This is a genomic window from Leptolyngbya iicbica LK (genome assembly GCF_004212215.1).
Lineage (GTDB): Bacteria > Cyanobacteriota > Cyanobacteriia > Phormidesmidales > Phormidesmidaceae > Halomicronema > Halomicronema iicbica.
Genome location: NZ_QVFV01000004.1, coordinates 374,888 through 401,225, shown reverse-complemented (window position 1 = coordinate 401,225; position 26,338 = coordinate 374,888). Strand labels below are relative to the sequence as shown.

20 protein-coding genes are annotated in these 26,338 nt (G+C 55.0%); 6 read left to right on the top strand and 14 right to left on the bottom strand.

Features of this window, described 5'->3' with window-relative positions; translation table 11 throughout:
• Positions 1 to 283: 283 nt before the first annotated feature.
• Positions 284 to 1,840: a GGDEF domain-containing protein gene (locus tag DYY88_RS17545; RefSeq protein ID WP_160299537.1), complete on the top strand. Its 1,557-nt coding sequence runs from the start codon at positions 284 to 286 to the stop codon at positions 1,838 to 1,840.
• A gap of 26 nt (positions 1,841 to 1,866) precedes the next feature.
• On the opposite strand, the gene DYY88_RS17540 is transcribed toward DYY88_RS17545, so the two are convergent.
• A complete protein-coding gene (locus DYY88_RS17540; RefSeq protein ID WP_039726597.1) occupies positions 1,867 to 2,514 on the bottom strand; it encodes a DUF3386 domain-containing protein in 648 nt (215 codons plus the stop codon).
• A 223-nt stretch (positions 2,515 to 2,737) separates the two neighbouring features.
• Between DYY88_RS17540 and glgA the strand changes: the two genes are divergently transcribed.
• The gene (gene glgA, locus DYY88_RS17535; RefSeq protein ID WP_039726596.1) at positions 2,738 to 4,213 is read left to right on the top strand and encodes a glycogen synthase GlgA; all 1,476 of its coding nucleotides are present in this window, start codon (positions 2,738 to 2,740) and stop codon (positions 4,211 to 4,213) included.
• 115 nt (positions 4,214 to 4,328) lie between these two features.
• Here glgA and DYY88_RS17530 read toward each other — a convergent pair whose 3' ends face one another.
• From DYY88_RS17530 to DYY88_RS17510, 5 genes are all read right to left on the bottom strand, one after another.
• On the bottom strand, positions 4,329 to 8,090 hold the full coding sequence (locus tag DYY88_RS17530) for an EAL domain-containing protein (protein WP_052288374.1): 3,762 nt from the start codon (positions 8,088 to 8,090) through the stop codon (positions 4,329 to 4,331).
• A gap of 23 nt (positions 8,091 to 8,113) precedes the next feature.
• Positions 8,114 to 9,322, bottom strand: coding sequence for a GGDEF domain-containing protein (locus tag DYY88_RS17525; protein WP_084607044.1), 1,209 nt, complete (start codon positions 9,320 to 9,322; stop codon positions 8,114 to 8,116).
• Between the two features lie 309 nt (positions 9,323 to 9,631).
• Positions 9,632 to 10,009: a photosystem II reaction center protein Psb28 gene (psb28, locus tag DYY88_RS17520; RefSeq protein ID WP_039726595.1), complete on the bottom strand. Its 378-nt coding sequence runs from the start codon at positions 10,007 to 10,009 to the stop codon at positions 9,632 to 9,634.
• 45 nt (positions 10,010 to 10,054) lie between these two features.
• The gene (gene rppA, locus DYY88_RS17515; RefSeq protein WP_039729793.1) at positions 10,055 to 10,735 is read right to left on the bottom strand and encodes a two-component system response regulator RppA; all 681 of its coding nucleotides are present in this window, start codon (positions 10,733 to 10,735) and stop codon (positions 10,055 to 10,057) included.
• Between the two features lie 119 nt (positions 10,736 to 10,854).
• The gene (locus DYY88_RS17510; protein WP_039726594.1) at positions 10,855 to 11,352 is read right to left on the bottom strand and encodes a TM2 domain-containing protein; all 498 of its coding nucleotides are present in this window, start codon (positions 11,350 to 11,352) and stop codon (positions 10,855 to 10,857) included.
• A gap of 382 nt (positions 11,353 to 11,734) precedes the next feature.
• Here DYY88_RS17510 and DYY88_RS17505 point away from each other — a divergent pair, with 382 nt between their 5' ends.
• Positions 11,735 to 12,304: a pentapeptide repeat-containing protein gene (locus tag DYY88_RS17505; RefSeq protein ID WP_052288372.1), complete on the top strand. Its 570-nt coding sequence runs from the start codon at positions 11,735 to 11,737 to the stop codon at positions 12,302 to 12,304.
• Between the two features lie 86 nt (positions 12,305 to 12,390).
• Here the strand turns inward: DYY88_RS17505 and DYY88_RS17500 are convergent, their stop codons facing one another.
• From DYY88_RS17500 to DYY88_RS17485, 4 genes are all read right to left on the bottom strand, one after another.
• A complete protein-coding gene (locus DYY88_RS17500; RefSeq protein WP_039726591.1) occupies positions 12,391 to 12,642 on the bottom strand; it encodes a hypothetical protein in 252 nt (83 codons plus the stop codon).
• Positions 12,643 to 12,838: 196 nt separating this feature from the next.
• Positions 12,839 to 13,324, bottom strand: a complete 486-nt coding sequence (locus DYY88_RS17495) for a MerR family transcriptional regulator (protein ID WP_039726590.1) — start codon at positions 13,322 to 13,324, stop codon at positions 12,839 to 12,841.
• A gap of 490 nt (positions 13,325 to 13,814) precedes the next feature.
• Positions 13,815 to 15,893: a polysaccharide deacetylase family protein gene (locus tag DYY88_RS17490; protein WP_052288371.1), complete on the bottom strand. Its 2,079-nt coding sequence runs from the start codon at positions 15,891 to 15,893 to the stop codon at positions 13,815 to 13,817.
• Between the two features lie 147 nt (positions 15,894 to 16,040).
• Complete coding sequence (locus DYY88_RS17485) at positions 16,041 to 16,640, bottom strand: DUF1997 domain-containing protein (RefSeq protein WP_039726589.1); 600 nt, start codon at positions 16,638 to 16,640, stop codon at positions 16,041 to 16,043.
• Positions 16,641 to 17,008: 368 nt separating this feature from the next.
• On the opposite strand from DYY88_RS17485, the gene pheA reads away from it, so the two are divergent.
• Entirely contained in the window at positions 17,009 to 17,866 is an 858-nt protein-coding gene (gene pheA, locus DYY88_RS17480; RefSeq protein ID WP_039729790.1) for a prephenate dehydratase, read from the top strand.
• A 402-nt stretch (positions 17,867 to 18,268) separates the two neighbouring features.
• Positions 18,269 to 18,772 (top strand): hypothetical protein, encoded by a 504-nt coding sequence (locus DYY88_RS17475; protein WP_130199497.1) that lies wholly within the window; start codon positions 18,269 to 18,271, stop codon positions 18,770 to 18,772.
• Here DYY88_RS17475 and DYY88_RS17470 read toward each other — a convergent pair.
• The 3 genes from DYY88_RS17470 to smc all read right to left on the bottom strand — a co-directional run bounded on the left by DYY88_RS17470 (position 18,769) and on the right by smc (position 24,549).
• Positions 18,769 to 19,482, bottom strand: a complete 714-nt coding sequence (locus tag DYY88_RS17470; RefSeq protein ID WP_039726585.1) for a WecB/TagA/CpsF family glycosyltransferase — start codon at positions 19,480 to 19,482, stop codon at positions 18,769 to 18,771. The two genes, DYY88_RS17475 and DYY88_RS17470, sit on opposite strands and share 4 nt — an antisense overlap.
• A gap of 313 nt (positions 19,483 to 19,795) precedes the next feature.
• Positions 19,796 to 20,755: a PRC-barrel domain-containing protein gene (locus DYY88_RS17465; RefSeq protein WP_039726584.1), complete on the bottom strand. Its 960-nt coding sequence runs from the start codon at positions 20,753 to 20,755 to the stop codon at positions 19,796 to 19,798.
• A gap of 92 nt (positions 20,756 to 20,847) precedes the next feature.
• Positions 20,848 to 24,549, bottom strand: coding sequence for a chromosome segregation protein SMC (gene smc / locus DYY88_RS17460; protein WP_039726583.1), 3,702 nt, complete (start codon positions 24,547 to 24,549; stop codon positions 20,848 to 20,850).
• A 596-nt stretch (positions 24,550 to 25,145) separates the two neighbouring features.
• On the opposite strand from smc, the gene DYY88_RS17455 reads away from it, so the two are divergent.
• Entirely contained in the window at positions 25,146 to 25,856 is a 711-nt protein-coding gene (locus DYY88_RS17455) for a DUF928 domain-containing protein (protein WP_052288369.1), read from the top strand.
• Here DYY88_RS17455 and DYY88_RS17450 read toward each other — a convergent pair.
• Positions 25,853 to 26,278 carry a YraN family protein gene (locus DYY88_RS17450; protein ID WP_039726582.1) on the bottom strand — a complete coding sequence of 142 codons (426 nt, stop codon included), beginning with the start codon at positions 26,276 to 26,278 and terminating at the stop codon, positions 25,853 to 25,855. The two genes, DYY88_RS17455 and DYY88_RS17450, sit on opposite strands and share 4 nt — an antisense overlap.
• Positions 26,279 to 26,338: the final 60 nt, after the last annotated feature.

Genomic DNA, 26,338 nt, shown 5'->3' with positions numbered 1-26,338 from the left:
AGCGAGGAGTTGATTGGCAGATGAAAGTTGATGATGCCAGAAGCAAGTTGACCTCTGTCTACCCTAAAATCAAGCTTTGACGCTGCACTAGCAGCATGTATGAAGGGGGCATCCTACAAGCCGATACTCAATCAGACACCCGCTTACCGAGCTTTATGTGTGAATGGATCACCCACCGTGGAATCTACAATATAAGAACAGCCCTAAATTGGGAAAAATCGGGCAGCGTCATCACAGCCAACGTGTTCCCAAAGCGGCGACCGGGGGAGGCTCAGCGTACACATTGGCAGTCAGCGTAGCAACTCAGGCCGCTGTACAACAGCGACTATCTGGACTGCTCACCGTCGTCAGACAACTGGTTAAGTCGGCGATGGTAGAAGCGTATGCGCCCCAAGCACGCTGGATTACCCACGACTCTGACCTGACACAGACTGAGCGTCGCCAAATCGAATGGCTAGCTGAGCAAGTCATGGCCACAGGCGAAGTGATTCTGATCGACAACGTCCAAGATTTGCCTCAGCCTCAGCGAGCTCAACAACTGGCGTCCCATGGCTCAGCGATCGCCCCGCTACAGTTTTTTGCCGGCTTTCCTGTGGGGATGCCGCCCCAGACGCTGGGCGTTGTGATGATCATGACCCGCGCTGAATTCAGCCTCGCGCTGGATCAACAGCAAGCCATCGCCACCCTGGCGACGGAAATGGGCAGCCTGCTGGAGACCGTCACCTTAACAGCCGTCTCGTCAGAGTCGGAGCAACCGGCTACTGGGACAGCCGCCGCGAGCTCGACAACTGATCATCTGCCCCTCACCAGCCCGGATTATCACAACGTCATGCGACTCAGCATGGCCCTACAAAGTTGCCTCACCTTTGAAGATTTGACCAACCAACTGGTGACATTGCTGCCCGTCATTTTGCCGATTCATGCGTTTGAAGTCGCGCTCAATGTTGAACACCACAAAAGCCAACGATTATGCTTTTGGTCGGATGAGACCGTCAAAATTCCCCATAGCGATGAACTGGTCTGCCAACTGCCAAAACAGTTGAACGTTCACGCCTTGAAAACCGAACACCGCGCAGCCAACACTCGGACGCCGATCGCACCGCAAGACATCAACGCCCCCGCCTCGCCGCTGCCGCCTTACTACTACTGGCGATGCTACCAACTCGCCGTGCATAACCGGAGCGTGGGCAGTCTCAAACTGTGTCTCAAACCCGCAGCTGCCCACGCCTTTCCGGTCGAAAATAGCATTCTCGACTACGTGGCCGACCAAATTAGTGTGACCCTGCGCCGCCTAGTGCTGCTGCGCAAACTCCAGGCGGAAAATCTGCAAGACCCCTTAACCAAACTCTTCAACCGCCGTCACATGATGAGTGTGTTGAGCAAGTTGCTGCAGCGAGTCAGCTATGGTCGCTATCAAGTCGGCCTCATCATGTTGGATTTAGACCACTTTAAGCAATTGAATGATACTTATGGGCATGACGCTGGTGACCATGTGTTGAGCATGATGGGCTTATTCCTCAAAGGCCACGCCCGTCCCAACGATGTCGTCTGTCGGTTTGGCGGCGAAGAGTTCGTGCTGATTTTGCCAGGGGTGACGTGGCCCATTCTGGAACGCCGGGCGCGTCAACTCTGTCGCAGCTTGCACTATTTGAATGTGAAGGTCGGGGAAACGACTGTGCAAATTACCCTATCGGCAGGATTTGCGATCGCCCCATTGCACGCCAAGACCCCTGCAACTTTGATCAAGGCCGCTGACACTGCTCTCTATGAGGCTAAATGTCAGGGCCGCGATCGCGCGGTGGGTGCTCCCTTGCCGCCAGCGTCAGAGACAGGAGTCTGATACCCACCGCACTGCATTAGCGATACCTAAGCATCCAACAGTTGGATGTTAGAAAAGCGGAAGGTCTGCTCAACGGTGCCGCGATCGGTCTCAGTCTCAATCTTGCGCTCCGTCAAGATAACGTAGTCGCCGACCTTCTCGTAATTGTCTTCAAACACGCTACGACCGCCCTTTTGCTCACCCGTAGCGGGGTCGTGATAGACCGAATCATACTTGTGAGACAGGTAGCCCGCGCCCGTATCGTGGCTGCTAAAGGTGTGAATGGTGACCACCGTGCCGTGGATGTGGCGATGCACCATGCTGACTTCGTTATCACGCACTTCGTAGCGATCGCCCTCGGCCTTGCCGCCCATCAAAATTTCGACCGAGCCATCATCCAACGTCTTACCGTAGGAGAAGGTATTTTCGCCATGAGAAGCTTCAAAGGGGCGACGGATGCGGTGAATCGCCACTTCCCAAAGCTGCCCGTGGATGGCTTTTTTCGCCGTTTCATCTTCAATATCGGAGACCTCTGCCTTGAGATCAGCGCCGACCTTCGCCTTGGCGGTGACCGTTTTGCCATCCGCAATCATCGTCACATCAGCGGTGTAGCCCGGAAAGTTATTGTCCCAGGTGTAGCGGTTTTCGTAGGCCGCGCGAAAAAAGTCGCGAGCGGAGACTTGAGTGCCTACCATGCGTTACTCCTTAAATGTTATCTGTGGAATGCAATGAAGCCTTTTAGCATGGTAACGCCCTGATTCGTGGAAAGACAGACCGGGGCAGCCCTGCCCGGTAAAAGTTATTGCCGCTAATTGCCGGGGCGATCGCAATCTGTCCATAGTCCTCTTGCCTGACTCAAAGCTTCCTGATTGAATAAGTTCAATTCAAAATAAACTTTTGTAAAAACGAGGGTTTCCCATGTACATCGTGCAGATTGCCTCGGAGTGCGCCCCAGTCATTAAAGCGGGTGGCCTTGGAGACGTGGTGTATGGTCTGAGCCGTGAGGTATCGGCCCAGGGGCATTGTGTCGAGCTGATTTTGCCCAAATACAACAACATGCGCTACGACCACATTTGGGGTCTGCACGATGCCTATCGCGATTTGTGGGTGCCCTGGTATGGCGGGCGGGTGCATTGCTCAGTGTTCTGCGGTTGGGTCCATGGTCAGCTCTGCTTCTTCATCGAGCCCCACTCCAATGACTTCTTTTTCGACCGAGGGGTTTACTACGGCTGCGACGACGACCCCATGCGGTTTGCCTTCTTTAGCAAAGCCGCGCTGGAATTTTTGCTGCAAAGCAACAAGCGCCCCGATGTCATTCACTGCCACGACTGGCAAACGGGCTTGATCCCCGTCCTGCTGTACGAAATGTTTCAATACCAGGGCATGGATACTCAGCGCGTCCTCTATACCATTCACAACTTTAAGCACCAGGGCTTTGCCGGCCCCGAAGTGCTGTGGGCTACCGGACTGAATCGGGAAGCTTACTACTTCCAATACGAGCAGTTGCGCGACAACTTCAACCCGTTTTCGCTCAACTTTATGAAAGGGGGCATCGTCTACGCCAACCACATCAATACGGTGGCGCCCCACCACGCTTGGGAAGCCATGTACGGCGACTGCGGCTTTGGCTTAGGCGGTACGCTCCATTCCAAGAGCTTCAAGTTTTCGGGCATTCTCAATGGGGTAGACTACACCATTTGGAATCCCGAAGAAGACACTCACATCGCCCATCCTTACAGCCTCACCACCTTTGAAGACAAGGTGCTGAACAAAAAAGCCCTGCGCGAAAAGCTGGGCTTGCGGCCCTGTGATAAACCGATGATCGCCTTTATTGGCCGACTGGATGATCAGAAGGGCGTTGATCTGGTGCATCACGCGATGTACTACTCGCTGAATCGCGGCGCCCAGTTTGTCTTGTTGGGCTCAGCAACCGACAGCACCATCAATGACTGGTTCTGGCACGAAAAGCGTCACCTCACCGACAATCCCGACATCCACCTTGAGCTCACCTTTAACGAAGAACTGGCGCACTTGATTTATGCGGGCGCTGACATGATGGTGGTGCCCAGCAAGTTTGAACCCTGTGGCTTAACTCAGTTGATCTCCATGCGCTATGGCACGGTTCCCATTGTGCGCGGGGTGGGCGGCTTGGTCAGCACCGTCTTTGATTGGGACTACGACACGTTCCATCCCCAAGAAGAGCGGACGGGCTTTGTCTTTTACGAATCGGATAACTACGCCCTGGAATCTGGTATGAATCGCGCCCTCGATCTCTACTACGATGAGCCGAAATTTTTCCAGCAGTTGGCACAGCAAGGGATGCAGTACGATCACTCGTGGAAAAAGTCGGGCCAGGAATACATCAAGATGTATGACTACATCCGCCATAAATAGACGATCGCTCGCGGCTTTACCTCATTAAGTGGTCACCCCAGATAGCTGTCGTTCATCGCGATCGCTGTCAATTTTGCAATGGGAGTGTTCGTGAGGGCTGAGCAAGCCACAGTCCTCACGATCTCCCCTCAATTGCCAGCCTTCGGCCAGCGGCCAGCAGGGTCGTCGCCGCCTCTGGGGATAAGGGATGAGCCAGCAGATAGCCTTGCCCAAACTCACAGCCCATCGCCTGGAGCCAGTCGAGTTGTTGGGTGGTTTCGATGCCTTCGGCGATCGCGGCCAGACCTAGCTGGTCGCTTAGTTTAACGACTGCCTGCACGATCTTGTAATTTTTGCCGCCGAGGCGCATCTTGCCCACAAAGGACTGATCAATTTTGAGGTAGTTGGCCGGGAGGCTGTAGAGATAACTGAGTGACGAATAGCCCGTCCCAAAATCATCAATGCTGATGCGGATGCCCAAGTCCTGCAAGCGTTGGAGCAAGCGAATATTCGCGTCAACATGATCAATCAGCAGACTTTCGGTCACTTCGAGGGTCAGGTTGGTGGGGGCGAGATTGACCTGGGCCAACGTGTCGGCAATGAGTTCTACCAAGTTGTTTTGCAGCAAGTCTTTGCCCGACAAATTGACACTCATCCGCAAATCGCCCATCTCAGTGAACTGTTGCTGCCAGGTGGCCAATTGTTGACAGGCAGCTTTGAGCACCCCTTGGCTGATGGCTAAGATCAGTCCCGTTTCTTCGGCAATGGGGATGAAGTCACCGGGAGGCACCAGCCCCTGGGTCGGATGCTGCCAGCGAATCAGCGCTTCAAAGCCAATCAACCGCTGGGTCTTGAGATCAATGATGGGCTGGTAATAGGGAATGAACTGTTGCTGGGCGATCGCCACTCGCAGGTCATGTTCTAAAGTCATCCGTTTGACGGCGAGCACATGCATCTCGGCATCAAACATCTCGTAGGTCCGCCGTCCATTGGCTTTGGCCCGATAGAGCGCAATATCAGCATCCCGGAGTAGGTCAGAGGCCACCGTGTAAGCGGGGCTGCCCCAGACAAGGCCGATGCTGGTGGTGACAAAAACATCGTGATCATCCACCGACATCGCTCCCTGAAACGCCGCTAAAATGCGTTCTGCCATCAGAATCGCGGCTTGCACATCGGGTAAGTCTTCCAACAGAATGACGAATTCGTCGCCCCCCAACCGGGCCGCCAGATCGGCGGGGCGAATGAGCGTTGACAGCTTGTGGGCAACTTTGACCAGCAATTGATCGCCCACCAAATGCCCTAAGCTGTCGTTGATCACTTTGAACTGATCGAGATCGAGAAAGAGAACCGCAAAGCCATAATCCGCAAACTGGTGCGATCGCTGGATGGCGAGTTCCAGTCGGTCCATCAGCAGGGTGCGATTGGGCAAATCGGTGAGGGCATCGTGCAAGGCGCGATAAATCAACTCTTCTTCAGCCAGTTTGCGATCGCTGATATCCAAGTTGGCCCCGACGACCCGTTGGGGCTGCCCCCTCTCGTCGCGTTGAATAATGGCATAGGCCGCAATGAAGCGGATCGAGCCGTCGGGCCAAATAATCCGAAACTCTGTTGTGTAGTCGTCATCATCGGCCAGGGCCAACTGCTCGATTGACAGTACATGGGGCAAATCGTCAGGATGCACCGTAGCTTGCCACGCCTGCTCCATCACCTCAGGCATTTGCGGATCAATTTGATACAGCTCAAACATTTGGTCATCCCAGATGAGGCGATCGCTCGCCAAATCCCACTCCCAGATGCCCATGTCAGCGGCTTGCACCGCCAGCCCCAGTCGATTAGTCAAATCTTGCAGTTTTTGAGCAGCCTCTTTCCGTTCGGTAATGTCAAAATTGGCCCCAATCATGCGCAAGGGCTGCCCCGTCGCATCGCGGATGACCACAGCGTGGGCCTCGATGTGGCGAATGGTGCCATCCGGCCAAACCACACGAAATTCTGCATCAAAGTCTTGTTCGCCCGCGATCGCTCGCTCAACCGCCGCTTGAGACGCGGGCAAATCGTCAGGATGAACCCCCTGCTGCCAAGCTTCAAAAGCCCGGCCAAACGATTGGGCACTGATGCCGTAAAGTTCGTACATCCGGTCATCCCAGATGAGGCGATCGCTAACCACATTCCACTCCCAGATGCCGATCTCCGCAGAGCGCACCGCCAGTTCTAAGCGAGTCGAGAGCTCTTGCAGCTGTGCTTCGGCCTGCTTGCGATCGCTGATATCCAAAATCACGGTATGCCAGAGCGTCGAGTCATCAGCCTGGCGCGTGGGCCGCCCCCACGCCTCCAACCATTTGCGCGTTCCGGAAGGCGTGGTAATCCGCCACTTAAAGTTCCAAATACTCAACGTCTCTGCAGACGCCAGCACCGACGCCTGCATGGCGGGAAAATCTTCAGGATCAACCATTCCCCAAAGCACACTGGCGTCTTCCTGGACTGTCGTCGCATCGACTTCCCAGAGTTGATAACACCCCGGACTCATATACAACACCGTATCTGTGCCATCGGGCCACAACACATAGCGAAACACCGCTCCGGGAATGTTGGCCGCGACATTCCGAAAATTCGACTCACTGGCTTGCAGTGCCCGCCATGCAATCTGGATTTGCTCCACCATAGATTGAACCGAATCGCTGAGCTCGTTGATCTCCCGAGCGCCTTGGGTCGTGTCTACGGGGGCAAACTCACCCGACGCCAAAGACTGAGAAGGCAGATTTTTGACTGTCTGATTGAGTTGTAAGAGGGGGTCGGCAATCCATCTAGCGGTCATGATGCCTGACCCAGTCATCACCGCCAACGCCGCGAGACAAAGCAACAGGGTGTTGCGAGTGTTGTCATAAAGTGGGGCCATAAAGTCCGATGCGGGCACCGTAATCACGATCAGCCAGTCCAAACCGAGGTCATCGCGATAGGGCGTGACATGGACAATGTGGCGATCGCCCTCCAGCCAAAATTCGGTCTGGGTGACTTGCCGGAGCTGGCTCAGACCGATTGTGTCTGCCCGCAGATGCGCCACCGTTTGACGAATCAGGTCATTACGACTGTCGGCGGCATTGAGTCTTTCCAGCAATGCGCCCGTACCCTCAGCCCCGAGTCGCAGGGCTTCACCGCTGGAGCTCGCCACCAAATCACCATTGCGCTCCATGATGAAGATTTGACCAGTTTTTCCGATTTCCAAGGTGGCCAAAAACTCGCTGATCTGCCCCAGTGAGAGGGTCGCATTGGTGACCCCGACAAGTTGTTGAGTCGCGGGGTCATAGAGGGGACTGACGGCGCTAATCAGGTTATACGGGTCGTCATAGTTAGGGTAAATCTCAGTCCACGTGAGCTGCCCAGCGGTGACGGCATCGCGATACCAGGGGCGATTCTTGAGGTCAAAGTCGTCTGCGTGCAGCAAGGCCCCGCGATCGCCCTGGTCTGATAGGGCGTAGGTCTGCAACTGAGTTTGTCCAGGCTCCATAATGCGGGCGACTAACTGGCCGTCCGTTTCAAATCCGACCCCGACGACGGCCCCAGTTTCATACCCGACAGCGGTAATGAACAGTTCATCATGTTGCCTTATCTCTGACCAGAGGTAGCGCGTGAGGGTCTCTGGATCCCGCAGGTTAGTGAGGTTAAATGAGTGATGCGCCAGGGTGTCCGCAATCACATCCTGAGGAATCTGCAAATATTCCGCCACGTGCAGTTCGGTCAGCGCGGTGATTTCTGCCCACAACTCATCCGCCACAGCATCAACGGTTTGCCGACTGTTGCGAACCGATAGCCACGCCACCAAACCAATCGCGACTGACATCTGAGCCACAAAGGGCACAATCAGCACGAGCTTCAGAGGCAGCCGGGACAGCAGACGATGCATTCGATTCCCTATTTCAGAATGATCTAGAGCGAATGAGCACTAACAATACAATTGCGGCCACTGGCCTTGGCTTGGTATAAAGCCTGATCGGCCGCTTTGACCAGACAGTGAGAACTGTCTTGGGTTTGAGGAACACAAGCTGCCACTCCGCAGCTTAACGTAATCTGCCCAAAGGGTGACTCAGGATGCTCAAGCTGTAGATCAGCAATTGCCGCCTGCATAGCGGTGGCAACTTCGTGGGCTCCGGCCAAGTCAGTGTCGGGCAACACGATCGCAAACTCTTCGCCGCCATACCGCGCCACCAAATCAACTGTGCGCTTGGCCGCTTGGCTCAGGGCTTGGCTCACTTGACGCAGGCACTCGTCTCCCTGGGGGTGACCATAGTGGTCGTTATATCGCTTAAAAAAGTCAATGTCTAACAGCAGGATAGCGATCGCTGCTTGCCGCCGCTGATGTTGCTGCCACCCCTCAGCTAAATACTGGTCAAATCGGCGGCGATTGGCGAGCTGAGTCAAGGCATCCGTAATCGCCTGCTGTTGTAATTGCGCGTAGAGCTCAGATTGTCGAATGGCGACGCCCAACTGTGTCGCTAACTGCTGCAACAAACTGGTGTCAAACTCGTCCCACTGGCGCGGAGCCCGGCAATGATGGGCAATCAGCAAACCCCACAGGGTATTGTCTCCTTGCAAAATCGGCACCACCAAATTGGCTCGCACTTGATAGGTTTCTAACAGTTGCCGATAGCATTCCTGAATGTCGGCGGTATAAATGTCAGCGATCGCCCGCACTCGTCCCGCCTGATATTGCTCAACATACCTCTGACGAAAGCAAGGTTCTTCAAAGGCGGAGTATCGAGTCGGAGTCGCCTCTGGAGCAATTGATTCAAAGGTGATGATGCCACTCCAGTCAGGCCGAAATCGATAAACGAGCACGCGATCGACGTCTAAAAATTCCCGGACTTCGGTGACAGCCGTGTTCAGGATGGCATCCAGCTGGAGTGATTGTCGAATCTGCTGCGCGATCTCATCAATCAAGCGTTCGCGAGACAACTGGCTACGCAAACGTTGATGCGCCTGCTGCAAATCAGTCAGCGCCTGCCGCAGCTGTTGATTTGCAGCGGTCAGGTCAGTCACTTTTTGTTCCAGGGCGACAATTCTATCGTTGGGTTCAGAAATCGCCTGCTGCTTCACCATGGAATTTTGAGCATCTCCAAGCAAATATAGATATGCCATTGGCAAGAAAAGATACAGCTGCGAACACTGGAAAAGAAAGCAAACGCCCCCCCAGGGTTATCCTTGGCGGCAACCTGCAAAGTTTTCACAAGCCCGGAGCTGCTGAGGCGTGGCAATCACGGCAGTCGTCGAAACCGAGTATCCGTATTAACAGGCATCTTTAAAAGTTAGCGAAGCATGGACGCAGTTGCGCAAAATCACGGGCAAATAAAAGGTTTGCTGCTGCTATGACAGTTGCGTTGTGGCGACTTGTATCAGTTACGTGACACAGGTGTGACTTCAGTCCTGGGCACCCGATGACGCCCCTACTTAGCTTTGCCCCGGTTCACCATAGGCCATGCCATTGGCTTCGGCGTAGCGATGCATAAATCGCATAAACCGTTCCCAATAATCTTCGCGATCAATGGTGAGGGTACATTCCACCTGCTTGAGATCGTCGCCCTCTGGCCCGCCGAAAATGAACTTTACCCCGGACGGCTCGATGGTAATGATGCCTTCGCTATCAGTCAGCTTCAACGCTTTGGAAAAGCGGCTGCGAAAGCTTTGGAACTGTTCGATCGCCTTTAATTGCTCAAACAACAACAGCACAATGCGATCGCCGGTCGCCTGATCTTGACGCAGGCTCACACCACTAATTTCTTCTGTGATGCCGTCATAGAACTCAACCGTAGGCGTTTCAACAGCCATAACTTTCGTGACCAACTCAGATTATTTAGTATACCGGGAAGTCATCTAGCGCCCGAGTCGATACCCTTTGCCATATACCGTGTGAATCAGCGGCAACGTGCCCTTGGGTTCAATTTTGCGACGCAACAACCGCATTTGGGCAGCCAGCACATTGCTGGCGGGCTCTTCCAGATCAGCCCACACGGCTTGGTGAATCTGGCTGCGGGTCAGCACTTGATCCGGATGGCGCAAAAAGTAGCCGAGAAGCTGCGTCTCCTTTTCCGAGAGTTCAATCGTCTGGCCCTGTCGATAAGCGAGCTGATTGGCTTCGTCCAGTTCCAAATCTTCATATTGGAGCCGGGGCGATCGCTCCCCACCTTCCAACGTTGGGGGCCGCCGCAACAAAGCCCGCACCCGCGCCAGTAGCTCCCGCAGTTCAAAGGGCTTCACAATATAGTCATCAGCGCCCGCGTCTAAGCCCGACACGCGATCGTCCAGCGTATCTTTGGCCGTGAGAAAGAGTACTGGCGTGGCGTTGCCCTGCGATCGCACTTGCCGACAAATCTCTAGGCCACTGTGATGGGGCAGCATCCAATCTAAAATCAACAGGTCATAGCTTTGCGCCGTCGCCAGTTGCAAGCCTGACTGACCGTCAAAGGCTAAGTCCACTTGATAACCCTCGCGCGTCAAGACTCGGCTCAACGGTTCGGCCAACTCAGCTTCGTCATCCACCAGCAAAATTTTCATCAATCTGTTCGCCGCACCAACCACAGAGGCATTGACTAGCATACGATGCCGCTTGCCCTCAACCGTGCGCTCAGCATTCCTGGGGTGGGTGGTGCTCTGGCAGGCGATCGCCGACTGCGCTAGACCGCGATTTCATCAAATCGATAAATGACGACGCCCGATTGAGGATGGTTATCAATCGCCACATAGCCAGACCGGGCCATATCACTCAGCAACGTCTCTGCCTCTTCAAAGCCGAGTCCGGTTTCTAGCACCGCTTGGGTAACAGATAGGTGACCAGCATTTTGCTTAGCGGCCCGCAATAGCTTCACCATTTTTTCTTCACGGGTCAGCGATCGCTGGGTTTGCGTGGTGGTGATCGGCTGATTCAACACGTTGTAGAGGTCGTTGCCATAGGCGGCCCGCAGCTTGCGCAGCTCGTGATCTTCCGTCATCCCCGGCACCAAAAACACGTCAACAAATTGCCCGACTCCTAGTAGCCCCAAGGTAAAGAACCAAATCAACCCACTAATAATTTTGCCGTTGTAGAGTCGGTGCAAGCCCGAAAACCCGAAAAAACCACCTAACCAGAGCAAATAAGATAAGGTCAATCGCTGATTGCTGGCCGGGGACGCCATAACTCTCATGCCTCAAGACAACGATCCGATTTTAGTGAATTCACTGAGGCTCCCTACTGCGTAAGATCCCCCAGCAGGGGTAGGGTTTTTCCGGCAAAAAATTTTGTGAAGACCGCCCTTCAAAGCCCATCACTACCCCCCAGGACGACGGGGCGATCGCGCCCACAGTCAGCCACAGCGGCTTATCATCCCAGTTTTCACGCAGCACCGCTGCCCAGCTCAGCAGTAGCACATGACAGAGGACAAGCTCAGCGACTTGCCCCCAAAAGATTGCAGATCTCAGCAAAAATCGTTACATTTATTTACACTCGCAGTCATCATTCTCAGTGCAAGAGTGATTGCGTTCCATTTTTAATATCGCTGCCGATTAAGCTTCAAATCCATGGAAATTGTGCAACTTCTGAAAAGCTACTCCGCCGGTCGTCGTGATTTTAGCGGCGTTGATTTTCGTGAAGCTTGGATGCCGGGCCTACAGCTCAGTCAGGCGAGCCTCCAAGGAGTCGACCTGACAGGCAGTAACTTAAGCCATAGCCTCTTGTCAGAGGTCGATTTTTCCGGTGCGATGCTGTGGCGGGCCAACCTGAGTCATGCTCGCCTGTGCGACACTTCCTTTGAACGGGCCACCCTCATCCGCTGTCAGATGGTGGGCAGCAATCTCCAGGGCAGCCGTCTAGTCGAGGCCGATTTGCGCTTGGCTGACCTGCGCAACGCCAACTTGAGCCATGTGGCACTGCGAGGAGCCCAGCTATGCTATGCCAATCTGACTGGAGCCACCCTGCGCGGCATTGATTTTAGGACTGCTGACCTGACCGGAGCCATTTTGACTGATGTCCAGCTGATCGATTGTGACTTTACACAGGAGCAATTACGGGACGCAGATGGGTCTGTGCAGCAGCAACTCACCTCCGATCGCCCCCCAGCGTTGGAGCGCGATCGCCGTCTCACCGCTTAAAGAAAGGGGCATCGGGCGATCGCAATTTTTCCTCTACCGCTAGTTCTCGTTTGCCGAGAAATGAATAGTTGTGTGGTCGCTAACACCTAAGAAATCAGCAAGTCACTGCGCCACAACTGAGCTCGACACAGGAGCGCGCTAAAGCGAGAGATCAGCTGCTTGTGCTCGTGAGAGGGGGATTGGGCAAATAACTCGAACTTCACAATCGCCTTCGCGATCGCCTGAGCTTCCGGTTTGGGCACACCTTCACGCACCAGTTTTTGCCAGTAAATAATGCTGAGGCTGCGATAGTCATTCGCGATATCAATGGCAGGGGCGGGGGCTGTCATCACAGTCATGATTTTCACCGAAGTCTCATCTTCTTTAAGTCTTCATGATGTGAAGCGACTTTTCCGTGATTGCACGGTGTACGCAGCGGTGATAATTGGCCGACTAGGATGTGACGTAGCGATGAAGTCCCGGTGATGGGGCGGTTGCACACAGTGTGACAATGCCAGACCAACCTTGTGATCGGGGTCAGATTCACCGACTCCCTCAGCGCGGACGCAAGGGCACTACTCGCCGCCGAAAGCTGTCAAAATCAATCACTTTAGAACTGCGGGCCGTCTCCCACACCTCGTCGGCAAAGTCCATGAGGGAAGGTAGCGTCATCAGCTTCAATTGGCCCACATGGCGATCGGCTCGCGCAGCCACTTGCACCACTTGTGGTGCGAGATTGTCACGGGTTTGCACCCAATGAATCGCCCCATCCTCAATGACCAAATGCTTATCATGCAAGGCCCCACACCCAGACCCTTCGAAAAAGGCCAAGACCTTGCGAATCATTTGCAAAGATACCTGTCGCCGCAAATGACGAATGGCCCGTAGCTCTAAAATTTGCTCCCAGGTATAATAGACTCCTGGCGCGGCGTCGCTGGCATCTGCGATCGGCACAACAACCCCAGTCTTAGCCAAATAGGTCAAGCGAGCCGTACTGGTGCGGGTTAAAATAACAGTCTCACGGCGCGTAAAGTGCTGCATGGGCGAACCTCACTGCAAGAGAACAGCCGGGTCGAAAGCGACAGGGAAAGTCAGCAAAACTTTTCCTCACTCTACGCTAGAGCATCGAAGATCTCATAGATACAAATGCTCTACACACGCTACAGGTGGAGTCTTCAGCAAGTTTAAGCGCTATATACAGTGAGCCTTTGCTCCTATGTCTAAGAAATGTGGAAATTTATTTCCGTAATTTTCCCTGCGTAGGTAAAATTGGTGCCCCGAATGGCTTTCTGACGACATCAGGCCACTTTGAGGTTAGGTGATTTGTCGCAAACCCTGCCAAAGCCGCATGATGCTTGATGATCCCCCCGCCGAGGACTCAAAGTCCACGGCTCACAGCAAAAGTCCGTTCCAACGGACTCAATCCCGTCGTCATCCCCCAATCGGTAGTTCGTGTCAACAGACTGGTGCCAGTGAACCAGGACAATTTATGCCCTAGCGAATGGGCCGCGAAGCTGAACCCGAACTCGGGTTAGTTAGTGTCAGTCCAACTAGCTTCGATGATCGGCGCGTCTTCGAACTTTAGGGGACAGGGGCCTTGGGCTTCGGCTTCGGGCAGTAGGGCAATCATGTGGGGCACTGGGCGGGGCACGTATTCCACCAGGGATTCGCCCTGATAGGTGAGGGACGTGCTCGCGCCGGAGTCCACCATCATGGCATCGCGAAAGCCCACCTCATGCAATAGCTCGCCGAGGGTGACGGAATCGACGCGACCCTTGGTCACCCCAATGACCGGCTGCCCGGCATTGTTGATGCCCCAAAAGGCGCGGTGGCGCAGAGCGTCATAGTCAAACAGCGTGCCGAAGGAAGCTGCCGATTGCGGCTCACCATCGCGCACCAGCCAAGCTGCCCCCACAAAGGCATCAGTCACATCCGACATCTCCGACTGGATGCCGCGCAGGGTGTTGTGCTCGCTGTGATCAAAGGGGATAAATTTCACCTCGTCGGCGCTAATTAAAGCCAAGGGGCGACCATCCAGTAGCGGATTTTCGCTGGGATTGCCGGGCACAAAGGTTTGCGTCGCTTGGCTCAACACGGGGCCAATCATCACATTGGAGTCGAGATAGCGCAGGTTAAAAAATGCGCCATCCACGGCGGCGATCGCGTTGGTGCGCGCCAAGATCTCTTCTAGTTGATAGCGGCTATCCGCGTGGACGGTCGCCGGGCGGCCCCCAGTAATCAAGGCCAGAGGCGCGGCTTCCGTTTCTAGCTGCTCCACCACGCGGATGGGTGAGTAAAAGTCAAAGGTGCTGGGGCCTACAACCTCCATCCCTAGACCTTCCCAAGCCTCAGGAATCACCCGCTCTAGCTGGGATTGACCAAATCGGCCAATGCTGAGCAGGTCATCCGATTCGCCGGCAAACCACTCCGCATCATTGCTCATGGTCAGGGCTGCATCGTAACCTGCGTCGGCCACAGCGGCGGCGACTCGTTCATCGTATTTACCTTCGGGATAGGTGAAGTAGCGGATGGGAATGCCGAGTTCGGCTTCGAGGCGCTGTTTCGATTCCACGACTTCGCGCTGTAAGGCGGCATCATCCAGTTCTCGCAGATCGCTGGGGTGCATCACGCTGTGGGCCGCGATGGTGATCAGTGGGTCGGCGGCCATTTCTTTGGCCTGTTCCCAAGTGACCGTCGATCGCCCCGCCACATCACCGTCCAGCTTGCCCGTAAACAGGGAAAACACCGCTGGATACTGATACTGCTGCAGCAAGGGATAGACGTGGGTGTAATGTCCGACATAGCCATCGTCAAAGGTGAGGAGCACCGGTTTTGGCGGCAAGGGGGCCCCCATGCGCAGATGGTCGTAGAGCTGGTCAAAGGAAATGGGCGTGAGTCCGGCTTCCTCAATGCGGGCGAGATGGGCGGCAAATTCTTCTACCGTGACATCAAAGAAGACTTCTTTTTCGGGCAGGATGTCGTGATACATCAACACCGGCACGCGGGCGGTGCGGGCGGCTTCGTGAATGCTAGGCCAAGGGGCCGCACGAAACTGGCTCACAAAGCTGGGATCAACCGCTTGAGTGAAAAAGGAAAAGACAGGATTGACTGGCCCGGAGACGATCGCACCCTTAGCGTTGCTGTTGCTGCCCCCAGTCTGGGGAGACGCGACACACAGATAGCTGGCCGAAATTTCGCCAGGAAACGCCCCTAAGCCTTGGATGCTGACCGTGTGCGCGATCGCCCCTAAAGTCCCCATTTTCGGAATTGCCGCCGCCGCTTCATTGCCCCGCAAAGGCAGCTTTTGGCTCAGGGCGCGGAAGTCTAGAGATGGTGGCAGATCTGCCACCATCTGCCGGGGACTGAGCGAGAGTTGTGGCCTCAGCGTAATCGCCGCCGAGGTCGTAGCCCCCACCACAAAGCAAAAAATTCCGACCTTAGTCAACAACATCGCCTTAGAGCGAACCGACGCCTTCGGGCCGGACGCAGACGCCTCCTGAGGCTCCGACACCGCTACTGACTCTACAGTTTCCGCCGTTTCTGCGGCAGGGGTACTCGCTTCCTGTTGAGGCGTCGAATCAGTTGCTGGGTGATCCGCTGATTTGTCCATACAAGCTACCGTCCTTCTGCCAAGCCAGCCCTATTTATCTAAGCAAACATTATGCAGAAGACAGTCACTTTTTTCGCTAAGTGACCGGGGTTTTTAGGTTAAGAAGTGCCGGAACCAGATTAGCGATCGCTCATGGTTAACCAGGGACTAGTTATCCACACAAGGAGTCGCAGCCCGCGAGGGACTGAAAGCCAAACTCGGCACGACAGCTTGCGCTTGAGCCTGCTGACGGCTCCACCGTTGATAGTCAGCCGCCAGTTGATGCATGAGTCGATGCTTGATCGTATTCAACACCCCACGCAAAATTTGGTTGCCAGTGGTTTCGAGAATGGAATGCGGCGTCATGGACAGAATGGGAGGCAAGCCAACGGCGATCGCCAAATCCACATCGCCGGTCAGGTCAGTCACCTGCTCTCGTTCTGTCAACTGCAATTGCCCCTGCAAATCGAGGGAAAACTGCTCATTGATGAACTGATTGCCTTTAATCCAGCAGTCGAGCGATCGTACCGTTAGCAGGTGGTCATGACTGGTATCAATTTGCAAATCCACCACCGGGCGAATGTTCAGCATCAAAAACTGAAAACCGCGCAGATGAAATCGAAAGGTATTCGCACTCAACTCCTCAACTTGATCGGGATTCATCAAGGCGTGTACCAAGCGCCGAGGTTGCCGAAGATAGTGACTCAGCGGCACCCCATGACGGGCGATCTGCATGTTTGCAGTTTGTTGAGCAGCGAGACGAAGCATGAAGTTGGTAAATAAACGTTGCGGATGAATGAAGTAGCCGTTTACGGGCTTCAGGCAAACTTCAAAGTAAAATCATTATGCCGTGTAAATACGGACCCCTTACTCATAGTGTTAACACCTCTTCATATCTTTGTGTGAACTGGCTAAGGTACGGATATTGCCCTTCAACGGCGCACCATAGAGCGCTCAGCAACGCTAATAGGCCACTGTGGCAAGACTAGCGACTCGCCCCTGCAGCAGCCGATATCACCTTTGACTGACTGGGTATCCGCCAGCGATCGCGGCGCTGGGGTGGATCAATCGGCGGGACCGATTTTCTTCTAATGTGGTGTAAAGACTGTGAATCAGACATCTTTGAAGCGACGGTTATGGCTGTAAAGATTGCTCATTTGGGGCCACGGGGCACGTTTTCGGAACAAGCGGCGTTAGCGTTTCAAACCTGGCTCCAGAACCACGGTGGTCAAGAGAGCACTTTGATAGCCTATCCGAGCATTTTGCAGGCGATTCAAGCCGTGGCCGACGAAGCCGTATCGTTAGCCATTGTGCCGGTCGAAAACTCGATTGAGGGCAGTGTAGCCGTCACCCTCGACACCCTGTGGCAACTGGAATCTTTACAAATTCAGCAGGCGCTAGTGTTGCCGATTCGCCATAATCTCATCACCTATGCCAGCCAGCCCCAGGCCATCGAGACGATCTACTCGCATCCGCAAGCACTAGGACAATGCCAGCAGTGGCTCACGCAGCACTGCCCCCAAGCGACTCTCGTCCCCACCCGCTCTACCACTGAGTCGCTGCAGCATTTGGCAGATCATGGAACCACGGCAGCGATCGCCTCAACCTGGGCCGCCCAGCTCTACAACCTGCCGGTCTTGGCCCACACCATTAATGACCAACCCGATAACTGCACCAAATTTTGGGTGCTCAGCTCCCAGACCGCTACTCAGGGCACCCACACGTCCTTAGCCTTTAGCCTGCCGATTAATGCGCCGGGGGCGTTGCTGAAGCCGCTGGAGATTTTGGCGCGCGCTCAGATTAACCTGAGCCGCATCGAATCGCGCCCCACCAAGCGATCGCTCGGGGAATATCTCTTTTTCTTAGATCTGGAAGCAAGCTTGGACGCGGCGCACACCCAAGACACCCTGAGCGCCCTCGCCACCTGTACCGAACAAATCAAACTGTTCGGTAGCTACAACACAATCGCTGTGCCCGCCCAGACCCCGGTGTAGGGGGCTGTGAAGTCAGTTGCGTGAAAACCACTGAGGCAGCCTGATCAGGGCATCATCTAGCATCAGGCAGGCACGGTCAAACGTGGGTGAAGCAACCGACGGGCAAAGGTTCCTCGTCAGAGTTGCCAGGCTGATAGAGCAACGATCAAGTTCTTTGAAAAATTTTCCGGAGCGATCGCCCCAGCTTCGTAAAAGAAACATAAAGCTACGTCGCGAGTCATAAATCTCATGTGAAGTTATGCCCAACCCTAACGCTTTAGGAGTGGCAGCTTTCTCTCTGTGCACACGCTTGGAACTGACCTCATGCCAGCCCTCAAACTGTCACAGCAACTAGCACCTTTCTGCGCAATCTCTCGGAGCCCGTCTGTAGAAACAGTTGAGTTACAGGGATGTCTACCCCCGATGAGTACTATGCATACGCCTGCGATCGGCACTACCGCGACCATTCATCACACCGCTGTCTCCGACCTGTCCCCCTGGCAGCGACTACCGCTCCAGCGTCTGGCCAACTTTGAGCGGATTGATCATCAGTTTTCGGGCCATCAAGTTTGGTTTGAATCAGCAATTGCCCTCAGGCCCTCAAATCCAGCCTTTCAAGCTCACGAGTCGACGTTGATCTTGATGTCACAGGCCCGCGACACCGGGCTGAAAATCACCTTAGGAGATGCGGTTGCCGAAATCGATTTTGGTTTTATCAGCAGCGCTCCCCTGACCCTCTCTTGTCTCGATGCCCAGGGCCACTGCGTTGCCATGTTTCAAGCAGATCAGGGCACGCTAGCCGAGACCGGTGGACAACCGAAGATTGAAGGCGTCACCCTCGATACTCGGGGCACTAAAACGGTCCGCATCGACTGTCGTGCGCCTTTTGTCTTGACGCGCTTTTGGGTCAAGCAGGCAGCGGCTTAATACGTCAGCGCCCGAATCGCAAACTTGGGCAAGGCGAGCATCCGTCGCCACCGCCACGGCTCTTGATACAGGCGGTAAAGCCATTCCAAATTGTTATTGCAGAAAAAGGCTGGCGCGCGTTCTTTGTTGCCCGCCCAAATGTCAAAGCTGCCGCCGACCCCAATCCAAATGGCCTGGGGACACAGCGATCGCCGTTCGGCAATCCAAAATTCCTGTCGGGGCACACCTAACGCCACCAAAATCACCGTCGGTTGCAGGGCTTTTAATTCCGCTTCCAGCTCTGGTAAATCATCCGACTGAAAATAACCATCCCGCACTCCCACAATGTTTAAGCCGGGTTGGCGCGATCGCCAGTTTTGCGCCGCTGCTTCGGCCACTCCCGGCGCAGCGCCCAGAAAGAAGGCTGAATGCTCGGGTGTCAGCTTTTGCAGTAACGACTCCGCCAGTTCAATGCCAGGACACCGCTGAATGCGTTGGCCTTTGAGACGAAAGTACAGCACGATGCCAGCGCCATCGGGAATCGCTAAATCCGCCTGGCAGAGCACGGCCTTCAACTCTGGATGCTGATCGGCTTGCATGGCCATCTCGGCATTGAGCGTCACCACATGCGCACCTAATCCTTGCTGGTGCCGCATGAGTAACCAGTCTTCGTAATGCGCGCCCCAGTGAATGGGGAGACCCATGACCGTTAGTGTTTGAAGCTCGCCCATGATGCTTTGCTGAACCTGTGGATATGCGGTGCCTGTGGATATGCGGTGATGGATGGCGGGGCGATCGCGGCCAGCACTCAATGGTGCGCTAGAAGCCGAATTTTCCCCAACGGCCAATCCGACCCTGAATTGTACAGCACCCGCACCTGCCTCGTGTTTCACGAGCGGCGATCAATGTTGGGGATTAGAACCTTAGCCGGAGGGGAACAGTCGCGATCGCACCCATGCAGTCACGAAGTTCACTCAGACTAATTGAGGTCAGCCATGCCAAACCATCAGCAGCAGAGCAGCCACGACAAAGCTTGACAGCCGCTTAATAATCCAATTCTTCTTCGTACTCAGTGACTTTCTTTTTCTGGGGAATGTTGACCGGGGGCGCATCGTAGGGCTCCGGTTCATCATCCGTCCAGATATCCCCGGTCACATCCTTCTCATCGGTCTCATAGCGCATCGGCGGCGGACTCACGGGCTGGTTCGGCCAGTTATCCGATTCATTCAGCGGGGCTTCGTTATAAGCCATCTCAGCCTGACGCTGGGGCATGGGTTCCGCCGAGATCGGTTCCGGCTCACCCCAGTCATCTTCAGTCCAGCGCTCTTCTACCGCCGGAGTCCGGGTCTGCTGCATCGGCTCCACCGGCGTCTGAATGCCTGAGGGCAACTGATTCGCCGTCGAGACCGGCATGATGTACTCGCTTTCGTCATCCCGCTCCCAAGGAGCGCGGCCGATGCCCAGCCGCTCTAAAATGCCCACGCTAAGTTGCACCAGCTTTTCTTCTGCCCCTTCAAACACGATGAGCCGCTCGGGGCCGCTGCTGACGATTTCGTCCACCGGCAGCTCATAGGTGCTGATGACCTGATCAGGAATTTTCGGCAGGCCAAATGAGGCGATGATGATGGATTCTAATTTGCCAGTAACCACATCAAACTTTAGATCTCGCAGCCGCCCCAGCATTTCGCCCGACTCGGTAATTACCTCAGAATTAATCATCGTGCTGTAAGGCGTGAGGTTGAGATCATCCTCTAGCACGTCATCGTCATCCACCAAAATCACATCGCCGACTTGGCGAATGCTGCTGAGCTGCATCGTGTGCTCAGTACCGGACATGACTCCGGGCAACAGTTGCTCTCTTAAGCCAACGGCGACCACTTCGCAGCGATCGACGTCAACCCACAGCTGACTCACAAACCCTAAGCTTTTCCCCGTTGTTCTGGTGACGACTTGCGTGCCCAAAAAATCGGAGCGCTGGCGGAACTGGTCATAGGATGGGGTCATAGCCGGAGCCTGATTAAAACTTGATAATCAACAAGTGAACCGGAGTTCGGTTTAAAGAATGATTCTACAGGAGGACTCCGATCTTAACAGATCTACATGGAGGCACTTTGTGGCTCCAAGCTAATGCCAAGGACTTGGGTATAAGCGCCTCGGGCTTGGGTCACGCCAATGGTGCGCTGGGCGGCTTCGATCATGGGTCGCCGCAAACTCACCACGATGAACTGGGCCTGTTGAGCTTGTTGTTTGATCATTTTAGACAGTCGCTCCACATTCGCACCGTCGAGGAACATATCAACTTCGTCAAAGGCGTAAAACGGGGAGGGTCGATAGCGCTGCAACGCAAAAATGAAGCTCAGGGCGGTGAGCGACTTTTCGCCCCCGGACATTGAGGCTAGACGCCGCACAGGTTTGCCCTTAGGGTGGGCCACGAGATTGAGGCCACCGTTAAATGGATTCGTGGGATCATCCAGTTGCAGATAGCCATCCCCATCGGAGAGCTGAGCAAAGATTTCGCTGAAGTTTTCATTCACCGCGTCGAAGGCTTCTTGGAAGGCATGTTGACGGAGGGTGGTGAAGTTTTCGATGCGTAGCAGCAGCTCGGTGCGCTCTTCTTGCAGGGTGGTGAGCTTGTTGGAGAGTTCTTCGAGCCGTTCTTGGGTTTGATTGTATTCTTCGAGGGCCAACATATTCACGGGCTCCAAGGCTTCGAGGCGGCGCTGCAGCGAGCGAATTTGCTTTTTCACCGTTTCCAAGTCGGTGTCGGCAGGAATTTCGGGCAGGGGGTCGGGCAGTTCAGTGCCTTGGGCGGCGAGTTCAGTGTCTAGGGCCGCCAGTTGTTGCTGCCGTTCTTTGCGCGTTTCGAGGCGTTTTTCCCGCTGCCATTCCAGCTGTTGCTTTTGGGTTTGCTGATCGCGATATTGCGCTTCGACGCGATCGCGATTCCCTTTTTCTTCCGCCAGCTTGGCATCCAGCGCGCTCAACTGTTGGCGCGTAGCCTGCATGGCGGTATTGAGGTCGGTCTGCTGCTGCGCTAAGGCCTGACGCTGCTGCTCTTGCTGAGTTTGCTGCTGTTGATAATCAGCGATTTGAGTCTGCTGCTGCTGACTCGTAATCTGCACTCGTTCTTGCTGGGTTTGGAAATCGCGGAGGCGACGCTCAGCCGCTTGCAAGGTGGCTTGGCGATCGCTCAATTGCTGTTCCAAAGTCTGGACTGCGGTCTGGGCTTGCTGCCACTCACTATGGGTCTGTGATTGTTCTAGGGCTGCGAGGGCGTCCCGTTGGGCTTGCAGTTCGGCTTCTTGTTCCGGCAGTTGGGACGCCAGCTCCGCCAGTCGGCTCTGAGCGGTCGTCAGTTCCGCTTGATATTGAGCCAGGCGGGCTTCGCCTTGGGCGCGCTGCTGCTGTAACTGCCGGAGTTGCTGTTGCACCTGCTGGGTTTGCAGGGCTTGCTCGCGGTGCTGTTGGCGGGCTTCGAGCAAGTTATCGGCAGCGGCTTTCACGGCGAGTTTGGCGGCGGCAATGCGCTGTTCGCAATGATTCAGAATTTGATCGATTTCGGCGAGGCGATCGCGGAGAGCGATCGCTTCTTCCGACTCACCCGCTTCCACCGTGCCGAAATGCAGCCGTCCGCGCTGCTTACTGATGCTGCCCCCGGTCATAGCACCACTGGTTTCCAGTAGCTCGCCATCCAGGGTGACCATGCGAAATTGCCCCAGGTGGCTTCTGGCCGCTTGCAGGGTTTCAAAGACAGCGGTGCTGCCGAAGACAAATTCAAACACTTTGCGATAGCGATCGTCGCAGTCAATCAAATCAACGGCGTAATTCACCAGCCCATCAGGCCGTTTCCAGTCGGGAATGCGGTTGATTTTAGGCACGCGAATGGCATTCAACGGCAGGAAGGTGGCTCGTCCCGCGCGCCGTTGCTTGAGTAACGCAATGCCTTGAGAGGCGACTTGATCGTTTTCGACCACCAGATAGCCCAACCGGCCCCCAGCAGCGATTTCCAGCGCCAGTTGAAAGCGTGGATCGACTCGCCCCAATTGAGCCACCAGGCCACAAATGCCCGGTAAACCGCTATCGATCAAGATTTGAGTGGCTTGAGTCCCCTGGCTTTCTTGCATAGCCTGGGTTTGGGCTTCAAGTTTGTCCAGTTCGCGCTGCTTTTGCCGCTGTTCTTGCAAGAGACGCTGCTGAGTTTCTTGTTGCACCTTCTGCTCTTGTTCCGCATCGGCGACGATTTGGGCCAAGCGCTGAATATTCGCTTCCGCACTCGAAGCATCTCCGGCTTCTGCAGATTCCGGCAGCGCTTGAGCGTCAATTTGCTGAGCCAGCTCTTGAACATTCGTAGAAAGTTCGGCAATTTGCTGGGTGAGCTGACTGACCCGCTCTTGTAGCCGCACCTGTTCGGCTCGTTGCGGTTCCAGCGTACGCAATAAATCCTCAATTTGGCGGCGGCGCTGGGTTTGCTCTTCCACCCAGGCTTGAGAAGCGCTGGCGATCGCACTCGTCGCTTCCCGCTTAGCCGTTAAGGCGGTTTGGGCCGCTTCGAGATGCCGGGTGAGGGTCACCAGTTCGCCCTGCTGCAACACCTGAATTTCTTCCGCTAGGCGAGCTAAGGTTTGCTGCTGCTCTTGCAAATTGATTTGACTTTGGCGCAAGTTGGCTGCCGTGGTTTGGCTCTCGGTGGTCAAGCCCTGCTGCTGCCGTTGCAGTTGCCGCAGTTCCGCCTCCTGGATGGCCAATTGGGATTGCAGCGCCAGATGTTCGTCTTCGCCCAACGCTTTGACACGGGCATTGAGGGCGGTCAGTTCTTCACCTGTAGTCTGCATGGTGGCCTCTAACTCGCGCACCTGCACCCCAAATTGCTGAATCGCCTCGGCATCCTGCTGAATCATCTGGCGCAGCGCATTCACCTGTTGCTGCTGTTGTTGCCAGGTCAATACCGTTTCCCACTCGTTGCGGGTGTGGAGTTCGGCTTTGAGCTTCTGGTATTTTTCCGCTTTGAGGCGGTCTTGAGCGAGGCGATCGCGCTGGGTCACCAACTCCTGCTCCACCATGCGAAAGCGTTCTTCGCGCTCCCGCACGACTTCTAGCTTTTCCATCGCCTGATTGATTTTGCGATCGAAGGAAGCCACGCCGGCCAACTCATCGATAATTTCGCGGCGCTCTCGCGAGTTCATGGAAATAATGCTGGTAACATCGCCCTGCAACACCACGTTGTAGCCTTCGGGATAGACGCGAAACCGCTGCAATTGTTCGTGCAGTTCGGTCAGCGTACAGGGGTCGCCATTGATGTAGTAATTGGACGTGTAGGTGCCCTGGCTGGTTACCCGCAGGCGGCGCGTCACCGTCCACTCACGCTGCGTGGGCAGCGGCACCACTTTATTGTCATCCTCACTGGTAGCTGCCGTCGCTTCCGACTCCGGTGGCAACTCATCCTCGATCGCGGGCGTTGCTTCCACCTCGATCGCACTCTCGGCATCGGCTTCGACGTTGGGAGTGCTGCGATCAATGATGAGATCAGGCGCAATATCAGAAATATCAAACGTGACGGTAACGGTCGCTTCGGCGGTCGATCGCCGCCCAATGTGGCTTTGATTGACCAGATCGGGTAAGCGATCGGCCCGCATTCCCCGAGAACTCGCCAGCCCTAATGCAAACAGCAGCGCATCCAAAATATTTGACTTGCCAGACCCATTGGGGCCAGAGATCACCGTGAACCCTGGCAACAGCGGCACCGCTGTCGTGCCACCAAACGACTTGAAATGAGACAGTTCTACGCGCTTAATATGCACTGGCCAGAGCTTGAGCGGTTAAAACAAATGTACTTAAATTACGAGCGGATGACAAGGCGTTGACATGATATCGACTCAAATTGAGCGAATCTTAGGAGCAGAGGAGACGTTTGGCGTCGTTTTTAAACTTTCTACAACCTCGCAACTCACGAAAACGTCTAAAAGTTGTAACCACTATATATGGTGTTGTCCGCAAGTTTGACGACGAACGACGCATATATTTGGTGAATTGTCAGTCGGCAATCGGTGAGTGAATCAGCAGGACGCTTTAGTGTACTGACAGAACCCAGGAAATGCCACTGTATTCGCTGACTGCGGCTAACTTTTGAGCTGGTGACGGGCGCGTCAATTCGGCCATCGGTCGCATTAGTTGAGCGGCTATCAGGCATTGGGGGGAATGAGGACATGCGCATGTTGATTAGCTCCGCTGGCTTCAAACTTGGGCTCAACTATCATGAGCGTGTAATTTTTTGCGGATTTTGCCCTTAATACGTTGCAGTAGCAGAGTATGGTGCAGCTATCAGGCGTGCCCGATTTTCCGAAAACTGTCACTGCTTAGATTCATGAAATTTGCTGAAGTCCTTTGCTCATTCTGTGTGAAACTTTTGCCTTTGGCAGTGGTGCTAGCGAGTAGCACTGCCGCCCTCGCGGAACCGTATGTGCCACCGGCAGGCTTGGGAACGCCGGGACGTCGCGAGAGTGCCGGGACTCGGGGGTGCATTTTGGCCGGGGCACCCACCGAATTGATTGGGCTCATACCGACTGAAAATATTGGTTTAAGCGCTACCCCCTATCCTCGGTTTTACTGGTATATGCCGATTAGTCAGGCGCAATCTTTCCGGTTTTCGCTCTTCCAAGTCGATGAGTCTGGTGCCCCGCTCTCGATCCTTTACACCACCCGATTAGACGTTCCCCAGGATGAAACCGGTCTCGGGAGGGCTGGCATTGTCAGCTTTGAGGTGCCGGAAACCGCTAACCAACCCGGACTAGAACCGGGCGATCGCTATCTTTGGCAAATTGAGGCTTTTTGTAACCCGGCTAATGAAACCGGTGATTTACAGATTTCCGGCTGGGTAGAATATCGTCCCCCAAGCCAAGGCTTAAGTAGTGTTCTGCCATTGGTCTCAGCATCTGATCAGGTCAGTTTGTACACCCAAAATGGCTTTTGGTTTGATGCGGTGGCGCAGCTAGCGACGCTCCAGACGGCGGCGGACGGCAGCGATCGCAGTTGGGCTGCCCGCTGGTCAGAACTGCTGGAATCTGTCGATTTGTCACAACTCGACGATCAACCTCTACTCAGCAATTAATCGGCCATTTGAAAGGCGTTTTCCAGATACTCCACCAGGGTTAAAGGCGGTGCGCCACTGGACGTATGGCGGAGGCTCGGCGTCGTGATGCCCTGAACCACCAGGGCCACATCAAACCGGCACGGCAACTCCTGATAGAGTTCGTGCTCAGTCAAAAAGGTTTGGGCGCTGCGCCACAGCTTTTGCTGCTTTTGGGGGGTAATCGCTAGCCGGCCGCCCTGATCCAGCCCCAAACGGCGACGGGTTTTGACTTCCACAAACGCGATGCCGATCGCCGACTGCGGATGCTGGGCAATCAGGTCAAGTTCGCCCCAGCGACAGTGCCACTGCTGGGCAATGATCTGCCATCCCTGTTGACGCAGCCAGTCAGCTACGAGCGCTTCGCCGCGATCGCCCAGCTGTCGTTTCGCCGTGGTTGGCATATCTCAAATCCCCACTCTACGAACGATTGCGTTAGGGGTTGCCGGACAGTTGGGTGGTTT